Origin of the sequence: Microcystis aeruginosa NIES-4325 (assembly GCF_008974145.1) — a bacterium.
Taxonomy (GTDB): Bacteria; Cyanobacteriota; Cyanobacteriia; order Cyanobacteriales; family Microcystaceae; genus Microcystis; species Microcystis aeruginosa_G.
In genome coordinates this window covers 21,540-43,875 of sequence record NZ_BJKP01000026.1, presented here as the reverse complement: position 1 = coordinate 43,875, position 22,336 = coordinate 21,540, and the positions used below count along the sequence as shown (strand labels likewise).

Below are 22,336 nucleotides of genomic sequence, written 5' to 3'. Positions count from 1 at the left end.
TTAACAGAAAGAATCTAGGTCGTGAGCATCCAGCTTTTTTACAATTGTTTGCATAAATATTAATAATTATGACAAAGCATCAGTTCTTAAAGAGTTTTTATTCTGGGCTTATCAATCCCTTAATAAAAGCCTTCTAATCTCAAGAGAGAACGTTTTGTTTCCTTGAGATTAGAGGACTAAAAAATTAATGATTGCTTCACATTCTAACCCCAAAAATGTTCTAGCGGCAACTCTGCTAACAGTGGGAATTTCCCTAATAAACGTACCGACGGTTTTAGCGCAAGCCCATACTAATACAGGCGGACCGCAGGTGACAGGATTAAATGGTTATAAATATACGCCCCTATTTACAGTGGGTGAAACCATCAACAATTACACTCCCATCGGTATTCTGGATGGAATTGGCGTTATCGATCTAGGAAATGGGACGATTCGTGCCTTGGTCAACCACGAAGTTAGAAATAACCAAGGAGCCTCTTATGCCCTGAATCCGGGTACTGCTAACCAGCTTTCCGTGAGAGGAGCAAGAATCAGTTACTTTGACATCGACACCAGTAGTCGTCAAATTATCGGTTCTGGATTAGCCTTCGATAAAATCTACGATCGCTCTTACAATCTAATCACCAGTACCAGTCAATTTGAACTCGCTCCCACTATTGGAGGTTTAGATCGTTTTTGTGCTGGTGCCGCTTTCGGTCGTTATTCCTTCGGTCAGGGGATCGGTTTTGAAGATAATATCTACTTTGCTGGAGAAGAAACCAGCAATGGGACTCAATGGGTTCTCGATCCTACCAATTTCGATATCTGGGCTGCCCCAGAAATGGGTCGCGGTGGTTGGGAAAATTGGACAGAAATTGATACTGGTAGAAGTGATCGCATTGCGATGATCGGGGGTGATGATACCGAGTCCGCGCCTCTCTATCTCTACATTGGGGAGAAAAACGGGGTCGGAGATGGTAGTTTTCTCGATCGCAATGGTCTCAAACAGGGCAAACTGTATGTTTGGGTAGGCGATAAAGGTATCGATCCCCGGGACTTTGGCGGTACTGGTAACACCAGTGCCGGACGTTGGGTAGAAGTGGTGAACGAGGGAAATGGGGTTGGTTTTCTCAATGGTTTTGCCACCGATAGCAATCTTCGCGCCCAAGCGGACGCTTTAGGAGCTTTTTCCTTCTCCCGTCCGGAAGATGTTTCGACTAATCCCAGTGATGGTTCCCAAATTGTTCTTGCTTCCACCGGACGCAGTTCTTTATTCAATGGGGCCGATAGCTGGGGAACCGTTTATATCTTCGATAATAATCTGGTTTTCGATCAAAACGGCAATCTCGACACCGCTGCTTCTAGCGTCAGCGCTCGCATTCTCTACGATGGTAATGATGCGGGTGGCGGTCAATTTAGCGGTCCCGATTTTGGGGTGAGAAGTCCTGATAACCTCGATTGGTCCGATGACGGTACTATCTATATCCAAGAAGACCGTTCTTTCTCTGGTTTCGGTCAAACCTCTGGAGAAGAAGCCTCGATTTGGCGACTTGATGCCACCACTGGACGAGCGACACGAGTAGGTCAGATCGATCGTAGTCCTAGTTTACCAGGTGGTCAAACCGACAGCAGCCCCAATGATTTAGGTAACTGGGAAACTTCGGGGATTTTGGATATTACTGAATTCTTTCCGGGCGCTCGACCGGGAGAAAAAATTCTGATTCTCGACGTGCAGGCCCACAGTGTGCGAAATGGCAGCATCGGCGGTCCTAATAATCTTGTCGAAGGTGGTCAATTAGGTTTATTAGCTGTCCAAACCCCGGAACCGACTCTCCTTTTTGGTTTAGGTTTCTTTGGTTTATCTGCCTTGGCATTAAAACGGAAACAACGCTAAAACGATAATTTCTTGTAGTTTAGGGGACTGAAAATAATCCAGCCCCTATTTTTTGTCATTTTTGGCTCTCTTGGATATTGGGTTAAAAAGGGGCTCTTCGTTACTTGTTATGGTTCGATAGGGTGGCATAAATAAACTAAATCCTTATCTGGCAAGAGATTTAATTGATTAGTTCGCTCTAGATCAAAAACAATTGACAAAAATCGCCAAACGTCTTTCTCTATAAGGGTTCCATCCCTTATAACCCGCGTACATTGCATAACACAAACCGAAGAACCTAAAAAGGTCTAATACTAAATCCGTTGAGTATAGGCTACATATCAGGAGAGGCAATAGGCAATAGGCAAAAGGAGCAATAGATAATCAGTTTTTAATAACCAGATTTAGTATAATATAGGTTCATAATAACCTTATTTTTTCAAAAAGCTGTACTTTTCAACGAAATTATTATCATTCTGATAGCTTTTTAAGCATCAGAGTTAACAGCAGGAGTTTTAATATTTTTACATAAATATATTTGAAATAAATGCACCAATTCAGCAACAATATTTTTTAATCTCAACTATTTTCTAATAACAGGGATTTTTCTTGTCTGTATTTCTGCATACTTAGTAATCAGAAAATTTTCCAGAATCATGTCCAGTTTAATGATAAAATTAGCCCTTGATGGTGTTCATATCAACAATATTTGAGCATTCTAAGCTGTACTGCATTTAAACTGAGCATTCGATCTGTTATTACAAATGCCAAAACTCCCTCTCCCTGCTCCATTTTACCATCTTCCGTAAAGTCTTAACGAGTAATTTAGATAGTCAACAGCCTAGCACCTCCAGAAGCTATAATAATAGTTAAAGCTTACTAAAGATTAACCAATTCTCGAGAAACTACAACCAGAGACAAATCGATCGCCAAGTATTGAACTTTTTTAACCAAACCACAATTCTATGTCAAAAAAATCATTTTTACCCGGTTGTTTAGTCGTCCTAGGACTAACAGCAGTAACCGCAGGAGGTGTCTATCTTTATCTACGAGGACAACTACCTTGGCAAAGATTCACCCCCTTAGAATCGGCAAAAGTTATCCCAGAAACTGCCTTTGCTAGTAGTTTTGTCTCCACGGATGCAAAAGCTTGGTCAGTGTTAGCTAAATATGGTACACCAGAATCACGAACTGCGGTTAGTCAAGGACTAGAAGAATTACAAAAAAATATCTTCACCGATAAGATTGATTATCAACGGGATATCGAACCTTGGATCGGTAGTATTAGCTTTGCTTTCCTTCCCGCAACTGACCCCGGACAATCAGAATTATTAACGGTTATCGGGATCAAAGATAAAATTAAAGCGTCAGAATTCCAGAAACAACTAGGACAAAAAGTTAATCGCAAAACTAGCACCAGTGACTACAAAGGTATTACAATTACTGCTATAGATTGGCAGGATAACACCACCATTTATACTGCCGTTACTGGCGATTTTTTGTTGCTATCCTACGATAAAAAGGTGTTAGAAGCGGCGATCGATACCTACCAAGGACAGCCCTCTTTTAGCAGTAAACCGGAAGTGAGAAAACTGCTTTCCCAATCCCTCAACCTACCCAATACCCTAGCGACAATTTATATTGATGATTATGCCAAAATCTTGGGAGCAGATGCTAATTTATCTCCCCAAAGTCGGCAAGAATTAGCAAAAATTCAAGATATTGTCGCGGGAGTGGGTGTCACCGATACGGGATTACAATTACAAATGGTGGCTAAACTTGCCCCTGAAACTATTTCTAATCTACCTTCCCCTAGCAAAAATCAAGTTTTAAATTATTTACCCGGAGATACCATCGCACTCTGGAGTGGGAATAATCTTAAACAGGGATGGGAAGAAGCAGAAAAACAGTCCCAAACTAACCCAGAATTACAAGTTTTTCTGCGTCAGATCCGTGAGAATTTTCAGATGGCAACCCTTGACCCGGATAAGGAAGTTTTTAACTGGATGGATCGAGAATTTGCCTTCGGAATTATCCCCAACCAGCAAGCGGTGGGAGGGTTAGGTTTTGGGGGAATGATGATCTGGCAAACTGGCGATCAGAAAGCGGCAAAAACTACCCTCGATAAGTTAAGTCAATTGGTGAAAACTGTTCCTCTTATCACCATAGAAAACAGTCAAATTTCTGGTCAAGATGTGACCCAATGGAAAGCGGAAGAACAAGCGATTTTAACCTATGCTTGGCCTAATAATGATACCTTAAAAATGACCGTCGGAATTCCCTATCAACCCCAACCGAATCAACCGATTAGCAAAAGTGAGAATTTCCAAGCATCGATCGCAAATTTGCCTAAAAATAATCTCGGTTATTTCTTCATCGATGTGGAACAAATTATCGCTAAAGCAGGGGGAATTAATAATCTTCCTGCCACGGAATTAACCCCAGAAACAAAAGCCTTTTTAGAATCGGTACGCGGGATCGGAATTACTGCCACTATGCCTGATAAAACCACCAGTAAAATTGATGTTTTATTTTCCCTGAAACAAACTCCCTAAAAAGTAACCAACTAGATAAAGCGATCCACAGAGAATTATCTGACTATCGGCCGATTCTTGGAGGGCTTTTTTTAGTCCTAAAAATAAATCGGAACAAGTCTCTAGGTGAGATAATTCTGGACAAATTGATGCCGCTAATTCCGCTAAGTTTTCAGGATTGGCACTGCTATGATCGGGGACAGGAACTAAATATAAACTATCGCTTTTTTTTAATAAAGCTTGGAATATTTCCCGATGATCTTTAGTCGATAAAATTCCCATCACCCAGATAATTTTTGGAGCTTTTAAGCCATCTACATACTGCCTTAAACCCATGGCAGCAGCGGGATTATGAGCGCCATCTATTAAAATTTCTCGCTGACACCAATTAACGGTTTGTAAACGTCCTAACCAGCGAGTTTTTGCCATTCCTTCTTGCACGACTTCATCGCTAATTTGCCAACCTTGCTGGCGTAAAATATTAACAACAGCGATCGCTATAGCGGAATTAGTTAATTGAAAATCTCCTGCTAAGGATAAAGGGTATTCTAACCCTTGATATTTAGCCCGATTATCGGCAATTTTTTCGGCAGCTTCTACCCATACCGTCGGACAATTTAACAGCTTGATTCTCTCCCTAACTACCCCCCGCGCTGATTCCGGTAATTGTCCGATAACTGCGGGACAATTCGCTTTTAATATACCCGCTTTCTCCCCGGCAATATCGGCAACCGTCGGGCCTAAATTTTGCCAATGTTCCCGACTGATAGAAGTGATGACAGTAACCAAAGGTTGAGCGCAAACATTAGTCGCATCTAATCTTCCTCCTAAACCCACTTCTATCACGGCAATATCCACCTTTTCCATGGCAAAATACAGCCAAGCAGCGGCAGTAATTACCTCAAATTGAGTAGGACTTTCCTGCTGGGGATCGATAAGCGATTCTATATCTTTAAGCAGGTTTTCTAAAGTGGCGGTTTCAATATTTTCGCCATTAATAGAGATTCTTTCTGTCCAATCAATTAAATGGGGAGAAATATAACGTCCGACTTTGTAACCGGCAGTGCTGAGAATGGAGGATAGATAGGCACAAACTGAACCTTTGCCATTAGTTCCCGTGACATGAATAATCGGAATTTTATCTTGGGGATTGCCTAAAATCTCCAGCAGATTTTTTATTCTTTCTAAACTGAGATTGACACCAAAACGCTGAAAAGATTGCAGTAAAGAATCGATAGTCATGGTTGGCAAACTATAAATAAAAGAATCCGGGTAGGATTGATGCTCCTACCGGCACGGATGACCCTTTCTCTGGGGGGCAATGTCTAAAGTTTGACTAAAATGCTCGGTTCTTTTTGGATCGGTAAAACATCAAGAGAGTCAATATTAGCGCAGTATTTTAAATCTTCTTGACAGTGGAGACGCAAGAGGCGCTGACCGTGACTACAACTGTGGAACATTCCTAAAAGATCATTTTGCCATTGACGATAAAGAGCGATCGAGGCGATCACCTCATCATTACCGATCGCCATTTGCCCCGATTGTTCTTGTAGCGCATTGGCGATCGCTCCAGCACAGGCTGTATCTTCCAGAGAATAACCCCCTTCCCAACCAGAGCCAACAATCCAGACGGTGTCGGGCTGCCTATCCAATAAGTAATTAACCGCAGCTTGCCGATTGATCATAGCCGCAGTGATCACGATTGGGGATTCTTCCACTCTTTGCAGAGCGCGGGTGCCGTTAGTGGTGCTGATGAACAGACGACGACCTTTCATTAAATCAGGGGTACAATCGAGGGGAGAATTGCCCAGATCGCAGCCTTCCACTTTCGCGCCGCCTCTTTCTCCTGCCCGGAGACGTTTTTCTGGTTGCCAGGTATCGCTCACCTGCATCAGGGTTTTCAGATCGCTGAAGGTTTGCACTGCTTCTGCACCGGCATTGAGGGCAGTGGCGATCGTGGTTGTTGCTCTTAAAACATCGATAACGACGGCGCAATCGGGTAGAGTATGGACGGGGGTAAGTTCGGGAGTATGATAAATGAAAACCTGCACGATTTATACCAAGTAAAAAGTAAAAGGGGAAATAAGCTCAATATACCGCCGCTCGGTGTTGCGCTGGCAGAAGAAACACAAGGCCGATTTTATCACGATGGATGTCAGCTAGTTACCTAGGGTTGGCTGAAAAAGTAGGGGCGAAGCATTCGGACAATAACCTATCGCTGAAACCGTAGATTCTCTAACCGAATGCTTCGCCCTGACAGGATGCGATCGCCAGTTCAGATGTGGTGAGTCAGACCAAATTAGGCAAAATTTTGCTTGCTTTTGTCGGGAGATTTTGCGATAATATTTTTAAAGGATTTTATTCATAATGGGAATCTGTACGTTTTTAAAAATTTTGCACAGATTGCCATTATAAAAAGAGCATAGCGCAAGTCGCCAGCGAAGTCAAGTCCTTTCCCATTACTTATGGGTGAGAATTTCTAGGAATCAAAAAAGGGGGGCTGGTGTTGGGGAGATTTTTGCTGTGTTCGGTGAACATTTATAAGTGATCAAGGATAAATTGTATCATAAGCTACATTTTTTCCCTAAAAGCGAAATCCTTATATTTTCTTGACAATCTTCAAGGAAAATTCTGTATTTCTAAAATTCTACACTTAGGTTTTCCGAAAATGGCTCAGGGCAGATTTGAACTGCCGACCTTGGGCTTATGAGTCCCCTGCTCTGACCAACTGAGCTACTAAGCCGTTGTTTACACAGTTATCAATCATAACACACAATCACCCAATTGCACAAGAGCAAAAAAGGGAAGATTTTCTCTTCCCTTTGCGGGCATCTTTAACGTCTGCCTGGCAGGAAAGCGATGGGATTAACTGCGCCCTGGCCGGAAGGGTGAATCTCGAAATGGAGGTGGGGGCCAGTGCTAAAACCGGTGCTACCCATCTGGGCGATTGGCTCACCTTGCTGAACAGTTTGGCCGCGACGCACGAGCAGACGGCTGTTATGGGCATAGAGAGTGACGCTACCATCGGGGTGACGAAGTTTGACCAGATTGCCATAACCGCCAGAATTCCAACCGGAGGAGATTACTTCACCGGCAGCTGCCGCCACAACTGGAGTTCCCACTGGACCGGCGATATCGATGCCGCGATGAGGTCGGCCCCAGCGCCAACCAAAACCGGAGGTTAACACGCCCCTAGTGGGCCAGATAAAGCCGGTAAAAATGGGGGCTGGATTAGGTAAATACTCATCGGGATTAGTGAGGGGAGGAAGGGAAGGTTCTACGGTTTCGCCGACGGGAATTCGGAGGCGGTCATTATATTCTTCCACATTAGTAGGAGCCGAACCGATAATCTGGGGGGGGGGGCTTTGGTTAGAACGCGAACGAATGGCAGCCCATTGAGGATTAGGGGTTATTTGCCGATCATCGACGGTTTCTGCGGGATTATCGACGGGAATAGTGATACTTTTCTGGGTTTCCGAAAGGTTAGTTTCCCGCAGATTAGCCACCTCTTGGCGCAATCTTTCCCGATAGCTGCCAGTGATATTTTCGGGGAATTCTTCCGTCCCTGTGGTGGTAGTTTCTGCGGGCAAATTTTGTCGATTGCCAGGGTTAAAGGACAATCTTGGGCGATCGCCGACCAAGGGGGTGAGATTTTGATTAACTCTAGCGTTGGCAGAGCGATCGGGAACCACTAGGGTTTGATTAACTTTAATCCGGTTAGGGTTGTCAATGCCGTTTTCCCTGGCTAATTCGGCGGGAGTGATGCCGAGAGCGCGAGCGATCGTGTTTAAGGTATCCCCTGGCCGAACCCGATAAACTTGGTTTTCTGGGGGAACTATGACCCGAGGATTGGGAATAGCGGGAATTTCAGTCACAGGAGCCGGATTTCGTAGGGCAACGCTGGGAATTTCCGGTCTGCTGGTTAAGGGAGGATTAAGGGGAATTGTGGCTATCGGGCGATCGCTTTCAGGGGTGGGAACGGGAATCGGGATCACCTGGCCAGTGGGTCGGGGGGATTCTTCGGGAGCAATAACGGGAATCTCGACGCTAGTTGGCGAATTATCGGGAACGAGAGCGGTAGTTTCAGTAACGATTACCGTTTCCCCAGAATTGGACTGATGGGTGGTTTCCTCAGTCCGTAAGGCGGCCAAACTTTCTTGAAGACGTTGACGGGTTTGACGCAGACTAGCAGAGGAACTATCCAACTGCTCAGGAGTTGCTGCCGGGGCTGCCGGGGGCAACTGCTCAGGAGTGGGAATTTTTAAGGTTTGTCCGATAATCAGGTCCGATTGGGGGGAGAGATTATTGCTGTTAGCGATCGCTGTGGGAGTGGTTTGATAGCTGTCGGCTAAACTCCACAGGGATTCTCCCGGTTTTACCTGATGCTCAACCACTGATGTGGCGATGAATTTGACGGTGGCGAGTGCTTGGGATTGGATTATTTGCGGTTCTTTTAGTTTTTTCCCCGCATCCTTGGCTTTTGGGGACAGGTCGATCACTTCCCATTCTAAGGGTACAGAATTGGCGGCCTGGGCTGATTCTGAGGTGGAGTTGAGAATGCTAGGTACTCCCAGAGAGAGTGCTAATCCCAGCAGGGCAACTGAGTAACGGACTCGGTTAGACTCAGCAGTGCAATTCTGTGCTGGGGTAGCGGATGTCATGGGGTTGTGGATAAAAGTCTCTTTCAAACAGACCTCCTGTGGTGTAAAGAGTTAGCTAGAGCCAGTCGATTAAGCCGATGATTTTAGCTTTCAGCATTAGCCTTGAGGCTAGAGTAGAAGTTAGGCCACTTTATTTTTTAGTCAAAATACCTAAAGGTGACTTTTAGGTGAGACTAACTCAGATTTTGAAATTATGCAAGTCTCCCTCTGACTGTTAGCATCGGGATCACGGCAAGTTGCTGACATTTTGAATGTCCAGATTGACGATGCTCTATCTCAGATGTTCCAAGCTGATCAGCATTTTTCGTCCTGCCAATTTTTGCCAGTTTTTTGATAGAAATTTTTTATCGGTTTTGCCGTTTACAAAGAAATTATTAATCATTCGCTGCTCGAAAGGGGCAACGATGGTTATTTAGGAGGCAATACCGGATAATACTAAATCCTGTTGAGAAAGTATAAGAGAGTGGCAAGTGGGGAGCACCGGAGCCTGGTGTGAGGTGTGGGGTTTTACCGAGAACAATACGGGGCGTTGATGTCATAACAAATACAGCCCAACGCCTACTGGTTCCTCATAGAAATTCCCGAAGCTAGAGAAAATTATTGGGATGAGCCTCAAAGATATTATTGGTGCGTTACCTGCGGGTTTTTGCACCCGACAAGATCGGTGATCGTACTATCCTCATAATTGGTATCCTAATGTTACCAACACAACATCTTCTAGTTGAGCTATTGTTTCAGTCCTAAGTTGGCTCTTCTGGTTTCTGTGTGGAAACGAGGTCTATACTGAAAGTTTCTTCCGCAAAATAGCCCTAAAAGTCTTGCCCGATCAGCATTTCACGATTCCATAAGCAAAAATTATCACACAAAGTCGAGAAGAGCCAGATAGTGACAATGAACTACCCCGCCGCAAGCGGACGGGGTAGTTCATTAAGGATTTTTACTTACTTATTTAACCCCCAAAAAAAACTGGATTTACATCCAGTTTTTCGGGTTCCTTGTTTTTTGGTTCATGAATAATGCAGGTTAGAATAACAAAGAGTTTTTCTATGTAGCCTAGCCAAATAATGTCTTAGCTTAGTATTTTCTCCCTCTACTCTAGTCATATAGGTTTTGCTAATAATCTGATCTCCGTCGGGGATAAAATTAGGATAAACTTTCCATCCATCTGTCACATAAAAATGACATCTCCACCGACTAACAATTTCCCATAAGTCCGCACAAGTTTTAGCACTATGTTGCCGAAGGCACTCGCCTTGCAAGACCGCCTAAAACTCACCCTAAAATCCCTGTTTTAAAGTGGTCTACCGATGTCCATAACCAGATTTTGTTTTTTTTGAGTGGTTAACGGTCGTACACCCCTGTAATCCAGCGAAAAGCAGGGGTTATATAACTCACTAAAGAACGCTCTTCTACCACGGCATGGACATCTGCGGTAGTCCCGTTGGTAATTCTTTGGGGCGCTCCCTTAGCTTGAGTCCAGTAAAAACCACTCGGTGTATTGCGATCAACCTTCAGCGCTAAAGTGGCTTTGATAACACTTGCATTGACGGGTATAGGCTTATCGCGATCGTCTTCATCTCTACCCAGAAACAGCTTGCTGGCGAGTTCATTACTTCCGACTATATTTGCCAGTTCTGCGACAGTTACCGGCTGCTGATCGACGGAAACGACCTTAGCGACGATACCCCCATAGCGTTCGCGATCATAGAGATCTGGAACGACTTCTACTTCCTTGCCCGGTTCTAATCGTTTGGCATCACCACTCTTAAACAAGGCTACCACGTTGGTCTTGGCCTTTAGATTGGAGACTTCTAACGTACCTATGCGCCCCCCCGGAGCCAGAACTTCCCCCGGATTAACAGATAAGTCTAAAATCTTGCCGTTGTACAGACTCACTACATTTTTGTTGGCTTGAATAGTGGTTTTTAACGTATTAATCTCTCGTTGCTGATCAGCGATCGCATTGTAACGAAGAATATCACTGGCTGTATCTTGGAGGTCTATTTGCCGTTTTTCTGTGTTTAGTATATTATTCTGTGCCGTCAAGGCGTTCATCTGCGCTCGCAGGCTTTCATCAACCCCCTTCAGGCGATCGAGTTCTATTTGGACGCGATTGATACTATTAGAAGCCTCTAGATTATTGAACTGAAATAAATAGGAGGGAAAATCTAGCTTGGCGACAGCTCCCTCTTCGATAAGTTTATCGTAGGCGGCCAGTCTTTGATCCGTTGAGTTCTGGAAATTTTTAAGGTATCGAGCATGGGAGAGATAGGCTTCTCGCTGTTTTTGATTACTGGATAATTGAACTTGAAGTGCTTTAATCTGAAGCTGATTCGCCTTTTGCTGGCGATCTATTGAGGCTGCATTCAATTGGCGACGACTCACTTCAATAGAGTCAACTCTTTTATCCTGCTGCTTGAGATCTGCTAGTCTATCCTTTTTATCCTTTAATTCTGTTTCTAATTCAGGAAACTCTAAAGTTGCCAGTAATTGCCCTTTTTTGACAGAATCTCCCGGTTGAATCAGGAGGGTTAACACCCGCCCACCTTGACGGGGTTCGATATTAACAATAGAACGAGGAATCAAAATGACCGCTCGTCCTTGAATAGGAGTCGGAATCTTGCCAACTATCGCCCAATAACTCAGTCCTCCGAGCAAAAGACCCACCGGCATTAAGCGCAGGATTATCTCCCCTAATCTTCCTGTTGGCTCCGAATATTTAAACGTTTTTTCCGAATCAATTTTAGGATCAACTCCCGTTTTTATTTGCTTATTATCCTGATCTTCTATCCTAGCCTGCGTTGTTTTCTTCGCACCCATATCTGGTTGCTGATGATTCTGATCAGACATAGATTCGGCTTGATTTTTTGCCATTGTAATGAGTAAAAATCACTTAATTTGTAACATGATAAACATTCAGAGGATATTACTTTAGATTAGGAAAATCCTCTTAAAAAATCGCTCAAGCTATTTTTGACGTAAGATAACTAGGCTACCTCGAAAGATTTACCGAAGGCTCAAACCTTTAAAATTTCCTGTAAGAAACCTAATAAAGTAGTACACTTGATGTGACCTAAAACAAACTAATAGGCAGCAAGTGTTTGAGTCTAACACTCCGACTAGAGAGATAATCAATCGAACGAGTTTACACCATTCCAGTTTCTAACTTACATAAGGCGTATAGTCTCATTGTAACCGTTCAGGGGGGGGATGTCAAGCCGCCAGTATCATTGACTCAGTGGAAGAACTCTCCTGGTGCAGGAGAGAGGGAGGAGAACTCCCTTGACGAGAGGTGCGAATCGCCTCGGTCATGAATTCCAAGACATTAGGGGGGGGGCATCTCATTTATGCAAGTAAGTAATTATAGCGTTTCTGATTCACAAGAGGTACATTCCCGATCCTGAACAACTTAATCAGCAAAGGTTTAAGTGTGCCGCACAGATACGAGAACCGCTATATATTTATTCCTAAAACTGGTTTCTAGCAAGGCTTTCAAAATAGCTTGACATAAAAACCTGATTTAGGGGTTACAAAGGTGAGATGCTCCCCATTAGGGTTTGTCAAGAAGTTTGTGTTGAGAGAGAAAAAGCTATCAAGGAAACCGCCCATCAAACTCAATAGCAAAACGTAGGAGCTTACCTATTGGGTGTAGGCAGGTAAGTCTTGACTCATTTGATTTAAGTTGCTGGCAATGGCTTTCATCGTCATAAAAGCCGAGCTAAAGGCGATTAGCTCATTTAAGGGATAACTTCGACTCTCAACCCGCAAGCTCAGTAACTGCTTCTCAAGAGATTCAATTTCTTGGATGAGCAATCCTAACTTTGGTGGGTTGAGAATTACCTGGGCAGCGATCGCAGTTTGTTGTGCGGTCTCGCGTAGCGAGCGCGTTGCGACCGCTGGTAATTCATTTGGTTGCTAAAACTGTGGAAATTTGTTCGAGACTGGCAATCTTAACCGAGGCTCGCTCGACCCCGTGTCGGTTGAATGACAGTGACCACTGCACCTACTATCTAACAAAAATAGCATTTTCTGAATTAGAAATTATTTGTCTTGCTGACTTACTCAGAGTTTTATTATTATCTAACCACCAAAGCAAAATATGAGTATCTAGTAAATATTTTAAAATTACTCTCTTTCAAAACTGTTGATAATATCATCGGGTAAAACATCAAAATCATCAGCCATTTTTAGCTACTAATAATTAAGGTTCCAATATCGATAACGGTAGCAGTCATAATTTAATAATTCCCTGGTTTATTATGTAAATTATAGACTATCTGTCATTACCAATCAGTCAATCATCAAGGGGACTTCTCACACCTCTGCCACCTCTGGCTAAAACGTGGGTATAAATCATCGTCGTCCTCACATCTTTATGACCTAACAATTCTTGAACGGTGCGAATATCATAGCCATTTTGCAGGAGATGGGTAGCAAAACTATGGCGAAAGGTATGGCAACTCACTCGCTTCGGCACACCGGATTGCTGAACGGCTTGTTTGAGAGCTTTTTGGATGGTGCTTTCGTGGAGATGATGGCGGCGGGTTTCGCCGGAACGGGGATCTTGGGATAGGGTGTAGGACGGAAAAATATATTGCCAAATCCATTCACGGTCAGCCGTTGGATATTTTTGCGCCAGGGCAGAGGGCAAATAAACAGAACCGTAACCTCTTTCCAAGTCTTGTCGATGTAGGCGTTGTACAGTTTGGAGATGTTCTTTGAGAGAGGTTTGAAGGCGTTGGGGTAGGGGTGTTACGCGGTCTTCTTTGCCTTTGGTATCACGGATAATCAGTTGATTTTGGGCAAAATCCACATCCTTGACTCGCAGATTGAGGGCTTCAGCCAATCTTAACCCGCTACCGTAAAGGAGTTGAACGATAAGATGATCCACGCCACTGAGGTGCTTCATGACGTTTTGCACTTCTTCTTTGGTGAGGACGGTAGGCAGGCGTTTGTGGCCTTTTGCCCGTAAATATGAACCGATATTTTCCAGTTCAATTTTAAGAACTTCTCGATAAAGAAAGAGGATGGCGTTGAGGGCTTGGTTTTGGGTGGCGGCGGCAACGTTTTTATCAACGGCAAGATGGGTCAAAAAGGCTCTAATTTCTTCACCCCCCATTTCACGGGGATGTTTTTTCTGATGGAAGAGCAGGTAACGCTTAATCCAGTCCACATAGGTCTGTTCGGTGCGGTAGGAGTAATGCGGTAGGGCGGATCGTCTCTCGCACTACGTCTAGGAGTTTTCGGGGTGGGGGAGGGTTCATCACAGAGTACGCTAATCGGCATAACACGCTTATCGTAATATTATACGGAAAACTTCTTGCGATCACTCCATTTGAGCGTAATATACGGAAAGATTCTTTAAAAAGTGCGTATTTAGCGTGATATACGGAAAATTTCCGCATAATATATAGTTAGCTGGCTTCCCATAGAGACTTTGCACTCTTTTGTTAGTCATACAGTGCTCCGGAAATACGGTGTCGTACACCTGAACCACTCAAGAATAAGGATGGTAAGAAAATGGGAAAATCTCAGTCAATTGCGGATTTGGAAAGTCAAGACGACAGTTTCAGCAAATACATTGCACATGCAACAGACAATCTCAAACAGCGAGCAACATCAGACCAAAATACATTCGATCAATATGTCAAATCATTCTACGAACAAAATGGATGGGATCAACAGCCTATAGCAGGTGGTTCGTTCATGAACTACCATCAGGAAGCTGAGTTCGCTCTAGATTCAATCAAGACTACGCTCAATTCAGTTGCTGACTCCATTTTCAAAGGTGGCTCACCTCCTGACGGGACAACAGTAGATAAAGCTGAAGCAGTGGCAAAGGTTGTTACTGAGATCATGAGCTATGAAGCCCTTGCTTTATGTGCGGCAGAAGCATTTGTCCTGAATATTTTAGGTGCTTTCGACACAAGTATTTCAGCTGAATACCATTCAATCGTGAAGAGTCAGAGTCTTGCCCCAGGACTAATGTTACATGCTTGGAACTTTGGTGATGCCTTCCACCAAAGTGATTATTTTAATAACGAATTCATTGTCGAGAACGCCATTAACTTCAAGCTCATCTATTCATTCGCTCAAGCTGCTATGGAACAGGATATTGAGTACATGAAAAATCATTCCAAGCTAATTGAGGATCAAGAGACGCAAATTGAAAATATGCAGAAGAAGATGGATGAGTTGACGTTAGATCCAGATACTGACCAGAAAAAAATAGATACGTATCAAGCTCGTATTGACGGTGTGAAAAAGCAACTCGAAGCCTACAGAAATGAGGTAGATGCAGTTGTCAAGAAGCATGGAGGACATTCATGAACTACGACCAAATTGTGTCTCGAATTGATGGACAGGGCATTCAGGCATATGATCAGGGCGAAGAATCAGTTCAAGAACATATCAATATTGGTAATGGTGTTTGTCGAGCATTGGTTGTGATGTGGCTCAGAGCTAAAAAGGACAATCAAGATTTTTGGAGTAGTAGAGGTACAGTTGAAGAGCCATTGTTAGCTGCGAGTAAGAAGCTTGAGGACGCTGTTGATCTACAAGATGAATATGAGCGTGTAAATGAATCTCGTTTCATACCTGATTCGGCTACAGTCACTGAACTTCTACAATCTCATCTTCAATACAAACAAGAGGATGTTATTGCTTCTGCTCAAGAAGGGTTTGCTCAGGAACTTCCGAATGACGAACCAGCGAAGATTGCCAAACAAGTGCTTTCATCTAGCTCCCGTTTCTTCATCCTATCTGCGAAAGGTGATAGTGGTGCTCATTCAATTGGCATTCACAGACCATATAGCCTAGTTGGCAAGTCTAGCGATGCATATCTGTTCGACCCTAACATCGGAGAATTCAAAGTCAATGGTGAGCAAAATCTTAGGAACTTGTTGATTGAACTCAATGCCATTGGATATGTCAACTCTGGGATAGATTTGAACAAAAGCTATATTCTCTGGAGTTACTATGGCAACCCTATTTGAAATTGGAGGTGAGCAACACATCTTGTAAAACTTACGCTGTATTGAATATAGACAAGTATGGGGGCATTTTACCTTCTGTAAGGTTGAGATGCTCCCACAATACTTTTTAGATCTGTTAGCTGTAAGCAATGTGGCATGATTAACAGTAGAAGCATGGAGTAAAGGACATGACCACCTATCAAGAAGTTCGCCGCCAAGTTGAGACTCTTACCCCAGACGAGCAACTTCGCTTGTTAGAAGAGTTAGCTGTAATGTTACGTCGCCGTATGCTTGTTAAGCCCAAGCGTAGCATTATGGAACTAGAAGGACTAGGAAAAGAAATTTGGAATGGGCTTGATGCTCAAGAGTACGTTAATCAGGAACGTGCTTCATGGAATGGCTAATTCAACTGCAAGGTCAGGTTGTGGGCTTGGATACTGCGCCACTCATTTACTTCATTGAGCAAAATGAGGCATACTTGGAGCTTGTTCGTGCCTTTTTTGGGGCGGTGAGTCGAGGCGAGTTTCAAGTTGTTACGTCTACGTTGACGCTAACGGAAGTTTTGGTTCATCCATTACGGTCAGGCAATGTAGAACTTGCTGGACAGTATCGTGATATTCTTCTCGATCAAGAAAACTTAATTACAGTACCTGTTTCCGTTGAGATTTCCCAAGTTGCTGCCCAGTTAAGAGCAACACAAAACTTGCGAACTCCAGACGCAATCCAGATTGCAACTGCTATACGAGAAGGTGCTATGTTTTTCTTGACCAACGATTCCCGTTTAGCTGCTGTCCCAGATTTAGAAGTTTTGGTTTTGGATGCTCTTTAAATTACATGGAAGATAGTAAGCAGCCAGCTAACAACGCCCATGCACCTGACCGGCAAAAGGTTATCTGTGAGCAGTTGAGGTTATCTGCGGCAGGTGATGGGCAACGTTAGGCATACCAAATAATTTTGATGCCCAGAAGAAAATGTTTAATACTGTCCTTGTTGCTGGTGCCAGTCGTGGAATCGGCCTTGCAGTCGCCACACATCTTGCACCCAAGTCCCACCGATTGGTAGCTGTATCTCGAACAGTAGCTTCTGTTGGCGAGTGGGTAAGTGCTGATTTATCTTCTGTGTCTGGTGTTGAGATATCAAAAGAGGCAGTTGGCAGCGATATTCTTGATGCATTGTTGTATATGGGAGGTACATGGGAAACAAACGCTTTTACCAATCAGTATAGCTTTGAGGATTGTTCAGATGAAGATATTGCACGAGTGATCGCTGTGAACTTAGTCGCACCAATTCGTCTGGTTAAGGCACTCCTGCCCGCACTTTGTCGCTCTAAAAATCCGAAAATTATATTCATGGGCGCACTGTCTGGACGAGATAATTTCCCATCAAGAGAAGTTGCAAACTCGGCATCCAAGTTTGGTTTACGTGGAGCGGTTCATGCACTTCGAGAAGAGCTAAGGTCACAACAGATTGGAGTGACCGTGATTAATCCTGGAAACGTTGGAACGCCAGAAGTGCTAGAAGATCTTGGAGAGGGAGCGCTTGTAAGTGGCAATGCAATTCCTCTGAATGACTTAATAAGTATTATTGACTGTGTGCTGTCTTTGTCTAGGGCAACCTGCCTCAAGGAAATAGATGTACCTGCAATGCTTGGCAAAGGTGCCTAAACGCAAGCCGTTAGACTGCAACTCCAAGCCAAACTGACCTGAAGTTTCTGATGAAAATAAAAGCTATGCGTTACGTTTTACAGTCTCCACTTATTGCACTTATTGTTATTGGTGGAACTGCTATATCCAGCGAAGCTCGTCCACCAGGAGTTCCTAGTCAACACTGCTCAGACATCAGCAGACCGCGACCAGGGACTTTGTGCTATGTTCTGCACGATAATCTAGGTGGAAAAGCTACTGCTGGTGGTTCTCCTCAGGGAGGTGATCTTATTATTCAGCCCCAGGCAGGTAATTACGTTGTAGACTCCACGGCCATTGAAGTAACTAGCCAAGCTGGTAATGGCACACATAGTAAACGAGTTCTGTCGACTGGAGCTTCTGTCAGCTCTGTAAATGGCTATCAGTCTAAACTTGAAGAAGTAGATAGAGTTATTAATGAGCTTGAAGGTATAGTAGTTGGAGCCTGTGGCCAAGCTCTCTGTGAAGCAAGAAACAAGCTGACTTACCTGAAAGAGAGAAGAGCAGAATATGCCACATATTATCAAACAGCCGTGTCTGCTGGCAGAGATGCACCCAAGACACAATACACGTGGAGTGCAAGTTCTAGGAAATGTGGAACGTTTAATCTCGACACCTGTGGTTCTTGGATCAATTTTAGAGTTTATGAAGTAAGAAGATATTTAGGAGACCCAATTGCTGAATATAATGCTCTGATTGTTCCCGCCATAAACCAAGCGAAATCTGCTATACCGAGTGGAGGTCGACCCGCTACTACTTCGTTTGGTGCGATCGCGATTGGGAATGTAGGTAATAAACGCTACTATGGTTGGTCTTGGAATTCAAGTTCCTTAGGGAATGCTACAAGCCTCGCTTTACGCTCATGTGGTCAAACTAATTGCGAAGCCTATGGAGGCAGTAATGGATTTACATCCATTGCAGTTTCAAACGACTTTTATTGGGGTATTGGAACAAGCAATTCAGCTAATGGATCTCGTGATAATGCCATTAAATTTTGCAGACAAAGTTCCCGTGTGCCAGATACTTGTCAAGTAGTCCTCGTGATCGATCATAAAGACGGTGTTGTCTTTAAGGATTTACGTTAGTGGGGCGATTTCCTAGCGTCCTACCTGAAGTTAGCGAGGGGAAGTCCTTAACCTATGCTGAAACAATATGACCATGCAAGTTAGAATGAAAGGGTAATCGTTAAAACGAGGTCAAGCCGATGGCAATTCGACAGCCCCGCTATAGCAAAGAGGAGTTTGCCCAAAGAGGTAATGCGCTCTATGAAGCTCAGATACGTTCTCAAGTGGAGGAGGGAAATCAGGGGAGAATTGTGGCGATCGACATCGAAACTGGAGCGTTTGAGCTTGCCGACGATACGATTACTGCTACCGATCATCTCTATGAGCGTGTCCCTGATGCTCAACCTTGGGTGATTCGTATTGGACATAGAGCCGTCTTCCGTTTTGGCAGTCGCAGCCAGAGAAAGCCAGTATGATGTTCGGTGTGGTCAATAATAATTGTGAAGCAATCATCAAGGTGGCAGTTGGTCGCATTGGCTCACCGAAAATAGCACTCGATGCTATCATTGACACTGGATTCACTAGCTTTTTGTCTCTACCGCTTTCTATCATCACAGATATGGGATTGCCTTGGTACTATCGAGATATTGGCACATTAGGCGATGGGAGCGAAGTCGTTTTTGAAATATACAAAGCTTCTGTGATCTGGGATGGTCAAGATCAGATTATTGATGTGGCAGCTTCTGATGCAGAGCCGTTAGTGGGGATGGGTCTTTTGTATGGCTTTAAACTTGAGATTGAGGCAGTGGAAGGTGGGCGCGTTACGATTGAAGCGCTATGACTCGGCCAAAGTTATCGGTGAAGACGGTCTAACTTTACCGTTATACTGAATCGGTTTTTAATAGCATGATTAACCCCCAATCCAACTTGAAAAACCCGCTCCCTTCTCCCCACTGCTGTAACAAAAAACAACTATGGCATAGAACGAGTTAGTTAGGACGCTTTCAATTTTCAAACTCTTATCGGTCAAGGTTTTCAGCGATTGATTGTCCTAACCACCCCGAACTTTGCTATATCTCCCGATAGCGATCGCTAAAGGTCGAATAATTGTAAATTTCTGTCAAGGGGTGCGGTCAGATTATTGGGATAATGGATCGGCATCAGCACAATTCGTATTTATAAATTTGCAAGAAAGAGGTGATTACTCGGTGAAATGTGAGTAGAAACCATATCGTGCTGGTGTTGCATATTACAAAATACCTCGTTGATAAAGTGTTAGATCTTGTAGGTTGGGTTGACGGCTGTTACCCAACGCCCTCGAAACCAAGATTAAATGCGGTAGGATAGGCATTGGATAGATTTTCTAGATTGCCGTGAGCGAAACCGTTTATATTGAAACCAGTATCTTAGGCTATCTTACTGCTCGACACACCAGAGATATTGTTGTGGCCGCAAATATTGAGGTGACGAAGGAGTGGTGGAATACACGTCGCGGTGATTTTCAACTTTACTCATCCCAAGCGGTCGTGAAAGAAACCTCACAAGGTGATGTTGTGATCGCATCTCAACGACTAGAAATCCTTGCTAATCTATCTTTACTCGACTTGAACCAAGCTGTGCTAGATTTAGCAGAGCAATTTTTGGAACGCAGCAACCTTCCCGCAAAAGCTGATATTGATGCTGTTCATATCGCCGCCGCAACCGTTCACGGCATGGATTACCTGCTCACCTGGAATTGCAAGCACATCGCCAATGCTCAAATTCAGGGAAAGTTGGCAGAGATCAGCCTTGATTTTGGATACGAGTTGCCAATTCTTTGTACACCCTATGAACTTCTCGGAGGTTGATTATGTTTCAGGATGAGATTGTGGAAGAGATCCACAAAATTCGTGAAGAGTACTCTCGGTCATTCAATCATGACTTGAAAGCCATCTTTGCTGATTTGCAAAAGCAACAAGCTGAAAGTGGCAGAGAAGTTGTAACCTTATCTCGAAAACACGGTCTAACAACACGTTGGAGCGGACGAGCGAGAGATATTGATAGTGGTGCAAAGGATATTAGCCGCCGCTCAACTTAGCCGTTATGCCTAACCGATACGCTCATTAAAGTTGTCTATTATCAGCCAAGTTTAAGCAAGCAAAAATTGTCAGCTTCGTTGATGAGTTCCGAGAGATTGTCGGCGATCGCAAAGATAAATAATTGATAAGCGATCGGAGCATAACACACCGTTGGACCTGACTTAATAAAGCAACGGCTTTCTAAACCTATGACCATCCGGTTCTACGACTATAAATGTTCCTGCTATAGCAAAAAATGGGTTATTTAGGACGCTTTCAATTTTCAAACTCTTATCGGTCAAGGGTTTCAGCGATTGATTGTCCTAACCACCCCGATCTTTGCTATAGTTCCACTTCGGAGTAATTTTTGATGATTCGCGCTAATTCCCCATGAACTGCATTAACTGTCGTGGGTAATACCCGAAGGTAAATAACTCCAGTTCCTAATGCTCTGACGAAAACAAGATTCCCGTAATCCCTATCTCGTGTGACGAGGATACGATTTTCCTGCTGAGATGTCCTCAGTATTTCTTCATCACTAGCTTGTGATAGACCAAGCTGAGCAACAAGAACCACATCATGTCCAGCATCAATTAGAAATCTCGCAGTGATTGCGTAAACGTCTTGATCGAGAAGAAATTTCATTATTAAGCCTCGTAGGTTGGGCTTCCTTGCGTCAACCCAACAAACTCATCACGATTTGACAATTAGTTTTAGTGCGATCGTTTATCTCCGTAGGCTGGGTTGACGGCAGGAAACCCAGCATTGCTTTTCTCTATCAACACTAACCAAAAGCACGATCCCACCCAAAACACATCGACCCTTATTAGAAGCGGATAATTTCGATCGTGCATCGCGATCGTTGAAAACAGACATCAAATTCTCGAAAAAAGTTCGTTTGCCCAAGAATTAAGGGTATCTGAGAGGTTTTTGCCCAAGCAAAGGCTAGACGAACAGGTTCCAAATTCCCAATTTGAACATACACAAATAACCCTCGTGCTTCAACCCTTGCAAGATTTCCAGCCAATGGCAAGCGGACAGTTTGTTCCTCCCAAATTGCACCCAATTGCGGCCCGATGTCGTAAGGTAATAGATTGACCGTAGATCCGGTATCCAGCAGGGCATTCGCAGAAACAGAAAGGCCTGCATGACTCAGAGTGATGGGAATCGTGGGTAATGCTTCATCGTCGGAAAGGGGAAATTCGACTGTACTAGGCATGGGTAGATGCCTCTCGGTCATCCTGAATCATATGCATCAGAATATTGGCGGCTTCCGTGGCATCGTAGGGCGACCAAATCGGATACTCTGATGCGGAAAAGATAACCTGTAGTTCAGCATCCGGGATTTGTGCAGCTAGGAGTTTGAAGAGTGATAATTTGTCTGTCTGGCTCAGATTGTTGACCAGAAGAATTAACTCAGTGAGTGACATGGCTTAAACTTCTAGATATGCGAGAATAAATTGATCATACGCGATCTGTGAGGTACGGTCTAACAATCCCGTTGCACACCGACCGTATCAGGTTGGTCGGTGCTGAGTAACAAGAACCACATCATGTCCAGCATCAATTAGA

Annotated in this window: 21 protein-coding genes, 1 tRNA gene and 1 pseudogene; 12 read left to right on the top strand and 11 right to left on the bottom strand. The window is 43.9% G+C overall.

Features of this window, described 5'->3' with window-relative positions; all coding sequences use genetic code 11:
- Positions 1-187 precede the first annotated feature (187 nt).
- Positions 188-1,873: an alkaline phosphatase PhoX gene (locus MiAbW_RS14100; RefSeq protein WP_151696621.1), complete on the top strand. Its 1,686-nt coding sequence runs from the start codon at positions 188-190 to the stop codon at positions 1,871-1,873.
- Between the two features lie 944 nt (positions 1,874-2,817).
- Positions 2,818-4,407 carry a DUF3352 domain-containing protein gene (locus MiAbW_RS14095; protein WP_151696620.1) on the top strand — a complete coding sequence of 530 codons (1,590 nt, stop codon included), beginning with the start codon at positions 2,818-2,820 and terminating at the stop codon, positions 4,405-4,407.
- On the opposite strand, the gene MiAbW_RS14090 is transcribed toward MiAbW_RS14095, so the two are convergent.
- From MiAbW_RS14090 to MiAbW_RS14050, 8 genes and pseudogenes are all read right to left on the bottom strand, one after another.
- Entirely contained in the window at positions 4,381-5,628 is a 1,248-nt protein-coding gene (locus tag MiAbW_RS14090) for a bifunctional folylpolyglutamate synthase/dihydrofolate synthase (RefSeq protein ID WP_151696619.1), read from the bottom strand. The genes MiAbW_RS14095 and MiAbW_RS14090 overlap by 27 nt on opposite strands.
- Before the next feature lie 83 nt (positions 5,629-5,711).
- A complete protein-coding gene (locus MiAbW_RS14085) occupies positions 5,712-6,437 on the bottom strand; it encodes a 2-phosphosulfolactate phosphatase family protein (RefSeq protein ID WP_002748299.1) in 726 nt (241 codons plus the stop codon).
- A 618-nt stretch (positions 6,438-7,055) separates the two neighbouring features.
- Positions 7,056-7,129, bottom strand: a tRNA-Met gene (locus tag MiAbW_RS14080).
- Positions 7,130-7,220: 91 nt separating this feature from the next.
- Entirely contained in the window at positions 7,221-9,047 is a 1,827-nt protein-coding gene (locus MiAbW_RS14075) for a peptidoglycan DD-metalloendopeptidase family protein (RefSeq protein WP_151696618.1), read from the bottom strand.
- Positions 9,048-10,072: 1,025 nt separating this feature from the next.
- Positions 10,073-10,382 (bottom strand): annotated as a pseudogene (locus MiAbW_RS14065) (IS1 family transposase); the annotation flags it as partial.
- Positions 10,383-10,388: 6 nt separating this feature from the next.
- Positions 10,389-11,921, bottom strand: a complete 1,533-nt coding sequence (locus MiAbW_RS14060; RefSeq protein WP_151696617.1) for an NHLP bacteriocin system secretion protein — start codon at positions 11,919-11,921, stop codon at positions 10,389-10,391.
- A 765-nt stretch (positions 11,922-12,686) separates the two neighbouring features.
- Positions 12,687-12,860, bottom strand: coding sequence for a hypothetical protein (locus MiAbW_RS19625; protein ID WP_167341548.1), 174 nt, complete (start codon positions 12,858-12,860; stop codon positions 12,687-12,689).
- A gap of 481 nt (positions 12,861-13,341) precedes the next feature.
- Entirely contained in the window at positions 13,342-14,220 is an 879-nt protein-coding gene (locus MiAbW_RS14050; RefSeq protein ID WP_172967380.1) for an integron integrase, read from the bottom strand.
- Between the two features lie 347 nt (positions 14,221-14,567).
- On the opposite strand from MiAbW_RS14050, the gene MiAbW_RS14045 reads away from it, so the two are divergent.
- From MiAbW_RS14045 to MiAbW_RS14000, 10 genes are all read left to right on the top strand, one after another.
- On the top strand, positions 14,568-15,377 hold the full coding sequence (locus MiAbW_RS14045; protein WP_151696616.1) for a hypothetical protein: 810 nt from the start codon (positions 14,568-14,570) through the stop codon (positions 15,375-15,377).
- Complete coding sequence (locus MiAbW_RS14040; RefSeq protein ID WP_151696615.1) at positions 15,374-16,042, top strand: YopT-type cysteine protease domain-containing protein; 669 nt, start codon at positions 15,374-15,376, stop codon at positions 16,040-16,042. Before MiAbW_RS14045 ends, MiAbW_RS14040 begins: the two co-directional genes overlap by 4 nt.
- Before the next feature lie 167 nt (positions 16,043-16,209).
- A complete protein-coding gene (locus MiAbW_RS14035; RefSeq protein WP_151696614.1) occupies positions 16,210-16,425 on the top strand; it encodes a hypothetical protein in 216 nt (71 codons plus the stop codon).
- Positions 16,413-16,850, top strand: coding sequence for a type II toxin-antitoxin system VapC family toxin (locus MiAbW_RS14030; protein ID WP_151696613.1), 438 nt, complete (start codon positions 16,413-16,415; stop codon positions 16,848-16,850). Before MiAbW_RS14035 ends, MiAbW_RS14030 begins: the two co-directional genes overlap by 13 nt.
- Before the next feature lie 142 nt (positions 16,851-16,992).
- The gene (locus tag MiAbW_RS14025; RefSeq protein ID WP_151696612.1) at positions 16,993-17,685 is read left to right on the top strand and encodes an SDR family NAD(P)-dependent oxidoreductase; all 693 of its coding nucleotides are present in this window, start codon (positions 16,993-16,995) and stop codon (positions 17,683-17,685) included.
- Between the two features lie 50 nt (positions 17,686-17,735).
- Positions 17,736-18,788: a DUF4189 domain-containing protein gene (locus tag MiAbW_RS14020; protein WP_151696611.1), complete on the top strand. Its 1,053-nt coding sequence runs from the start codon at positions 17,736-17,738 to the stop codon at positions 18,786-18,788.
- A 119-nt stretch (positions 18,789-18,907) separates the two neighbouring features.
- Entirely contained in the window at positions 18,908-19,183 is a 276-nt protein-coding gene (locus MiAbW_RS14015) for a hypothetical protein (protein ID WP_151696610.1), read from the top strand.
- Entirely contained in the window at positions 19,180-19,548 is a 369-nt protein-coding gene (locus MiAbW_RS14010; RefSeq protein WP_151696609.1) for a clan AA aspartic protease, read from the top strand. Before MiAbW_RS14015 ends, MiAbW_RS14010 begins: the two co-directional genes overlap by 4 nt.
- A gap of 532 nt (positions 19,549-20,080) precedes the next feature.
- Positions 20,081-20,554, top strand: coding sequence for a type II toxin-antitoxin system VapC family toxin (locus MiAbW_RS14005; protein WP_151696608.1), 474 nt, complete (start codon positions 20,081-20,083; stop codon positions 20,552-20,554).
- A 2-nt stretch (positions 20,555-20,556) separates the two neighbouring features.
- Positions 20,557-20,784 (top strand): hypothetical protein, encoded by a 228-nt coding sequence (locus MiAbW_RS14000; protein WP_016516182.1) that lies wholly within the window; start codon positions 20,557-20,559, stop codon positions 20,782-20,784.
- 322 nt (positions 20,785-21,106) lie between these two features.
- On the opposite strand, the gene MiAbW_RS13995 is transcribed toward MiAbW_RS14000, so the two are convergent.
- The 3 genes from MiAbW_RS13995 to MiAbW_RS20165 all read right to left on the bottom strand — a co-directional run bounded on the left by MiAbW_RS13995 (position 21,107) and on the right by MiAbW_RS20165 (position 22,194).
- Positions 21,107-21,409 carry a DUF5615 family PIN-like protein gene (locus MiAbW_RS13995; protein WP_151696607.1) on the bottom strand — a complete coding sequence of 101 codons (303 nt, stop codon included), beginning with the start codon at positions 21,407-21,409 and terminating at the stop codon, positions 21,107-21,109.
- A 181-nt stretch (positions 21,410-21,590) separates the two neighbouring features.
- Positions 21,591-21,983 carry a hypothetical protein gene (locus MiAbW_RS13990; protein ID WP_002753443.1) on the bottom strand — a complete coding sequence of 131 codons (393 nt, stop codon included), beginning with the start codon at positions 21,981-21,983 and terminating at the stop codon, positions 21,591-21,593.
- On the bottom strand, positions 21,976-22,194 hold the full coding sequence (locus MiAbW_RS20165; protein WP_002753442.1) for a hypothetical protein: 219 nt from the start codon (positions 22,192-22,194) through the stop codon (positions 21,976-21,978). The genes MiAbW_RS13990 and MiAbW_RS20165 overlap by 8 nt, the downstream gene beginning before the upstream one ends.
- Between the last annotated feature and the right edge of the window lie 142 nt (positions 22,195-22,336).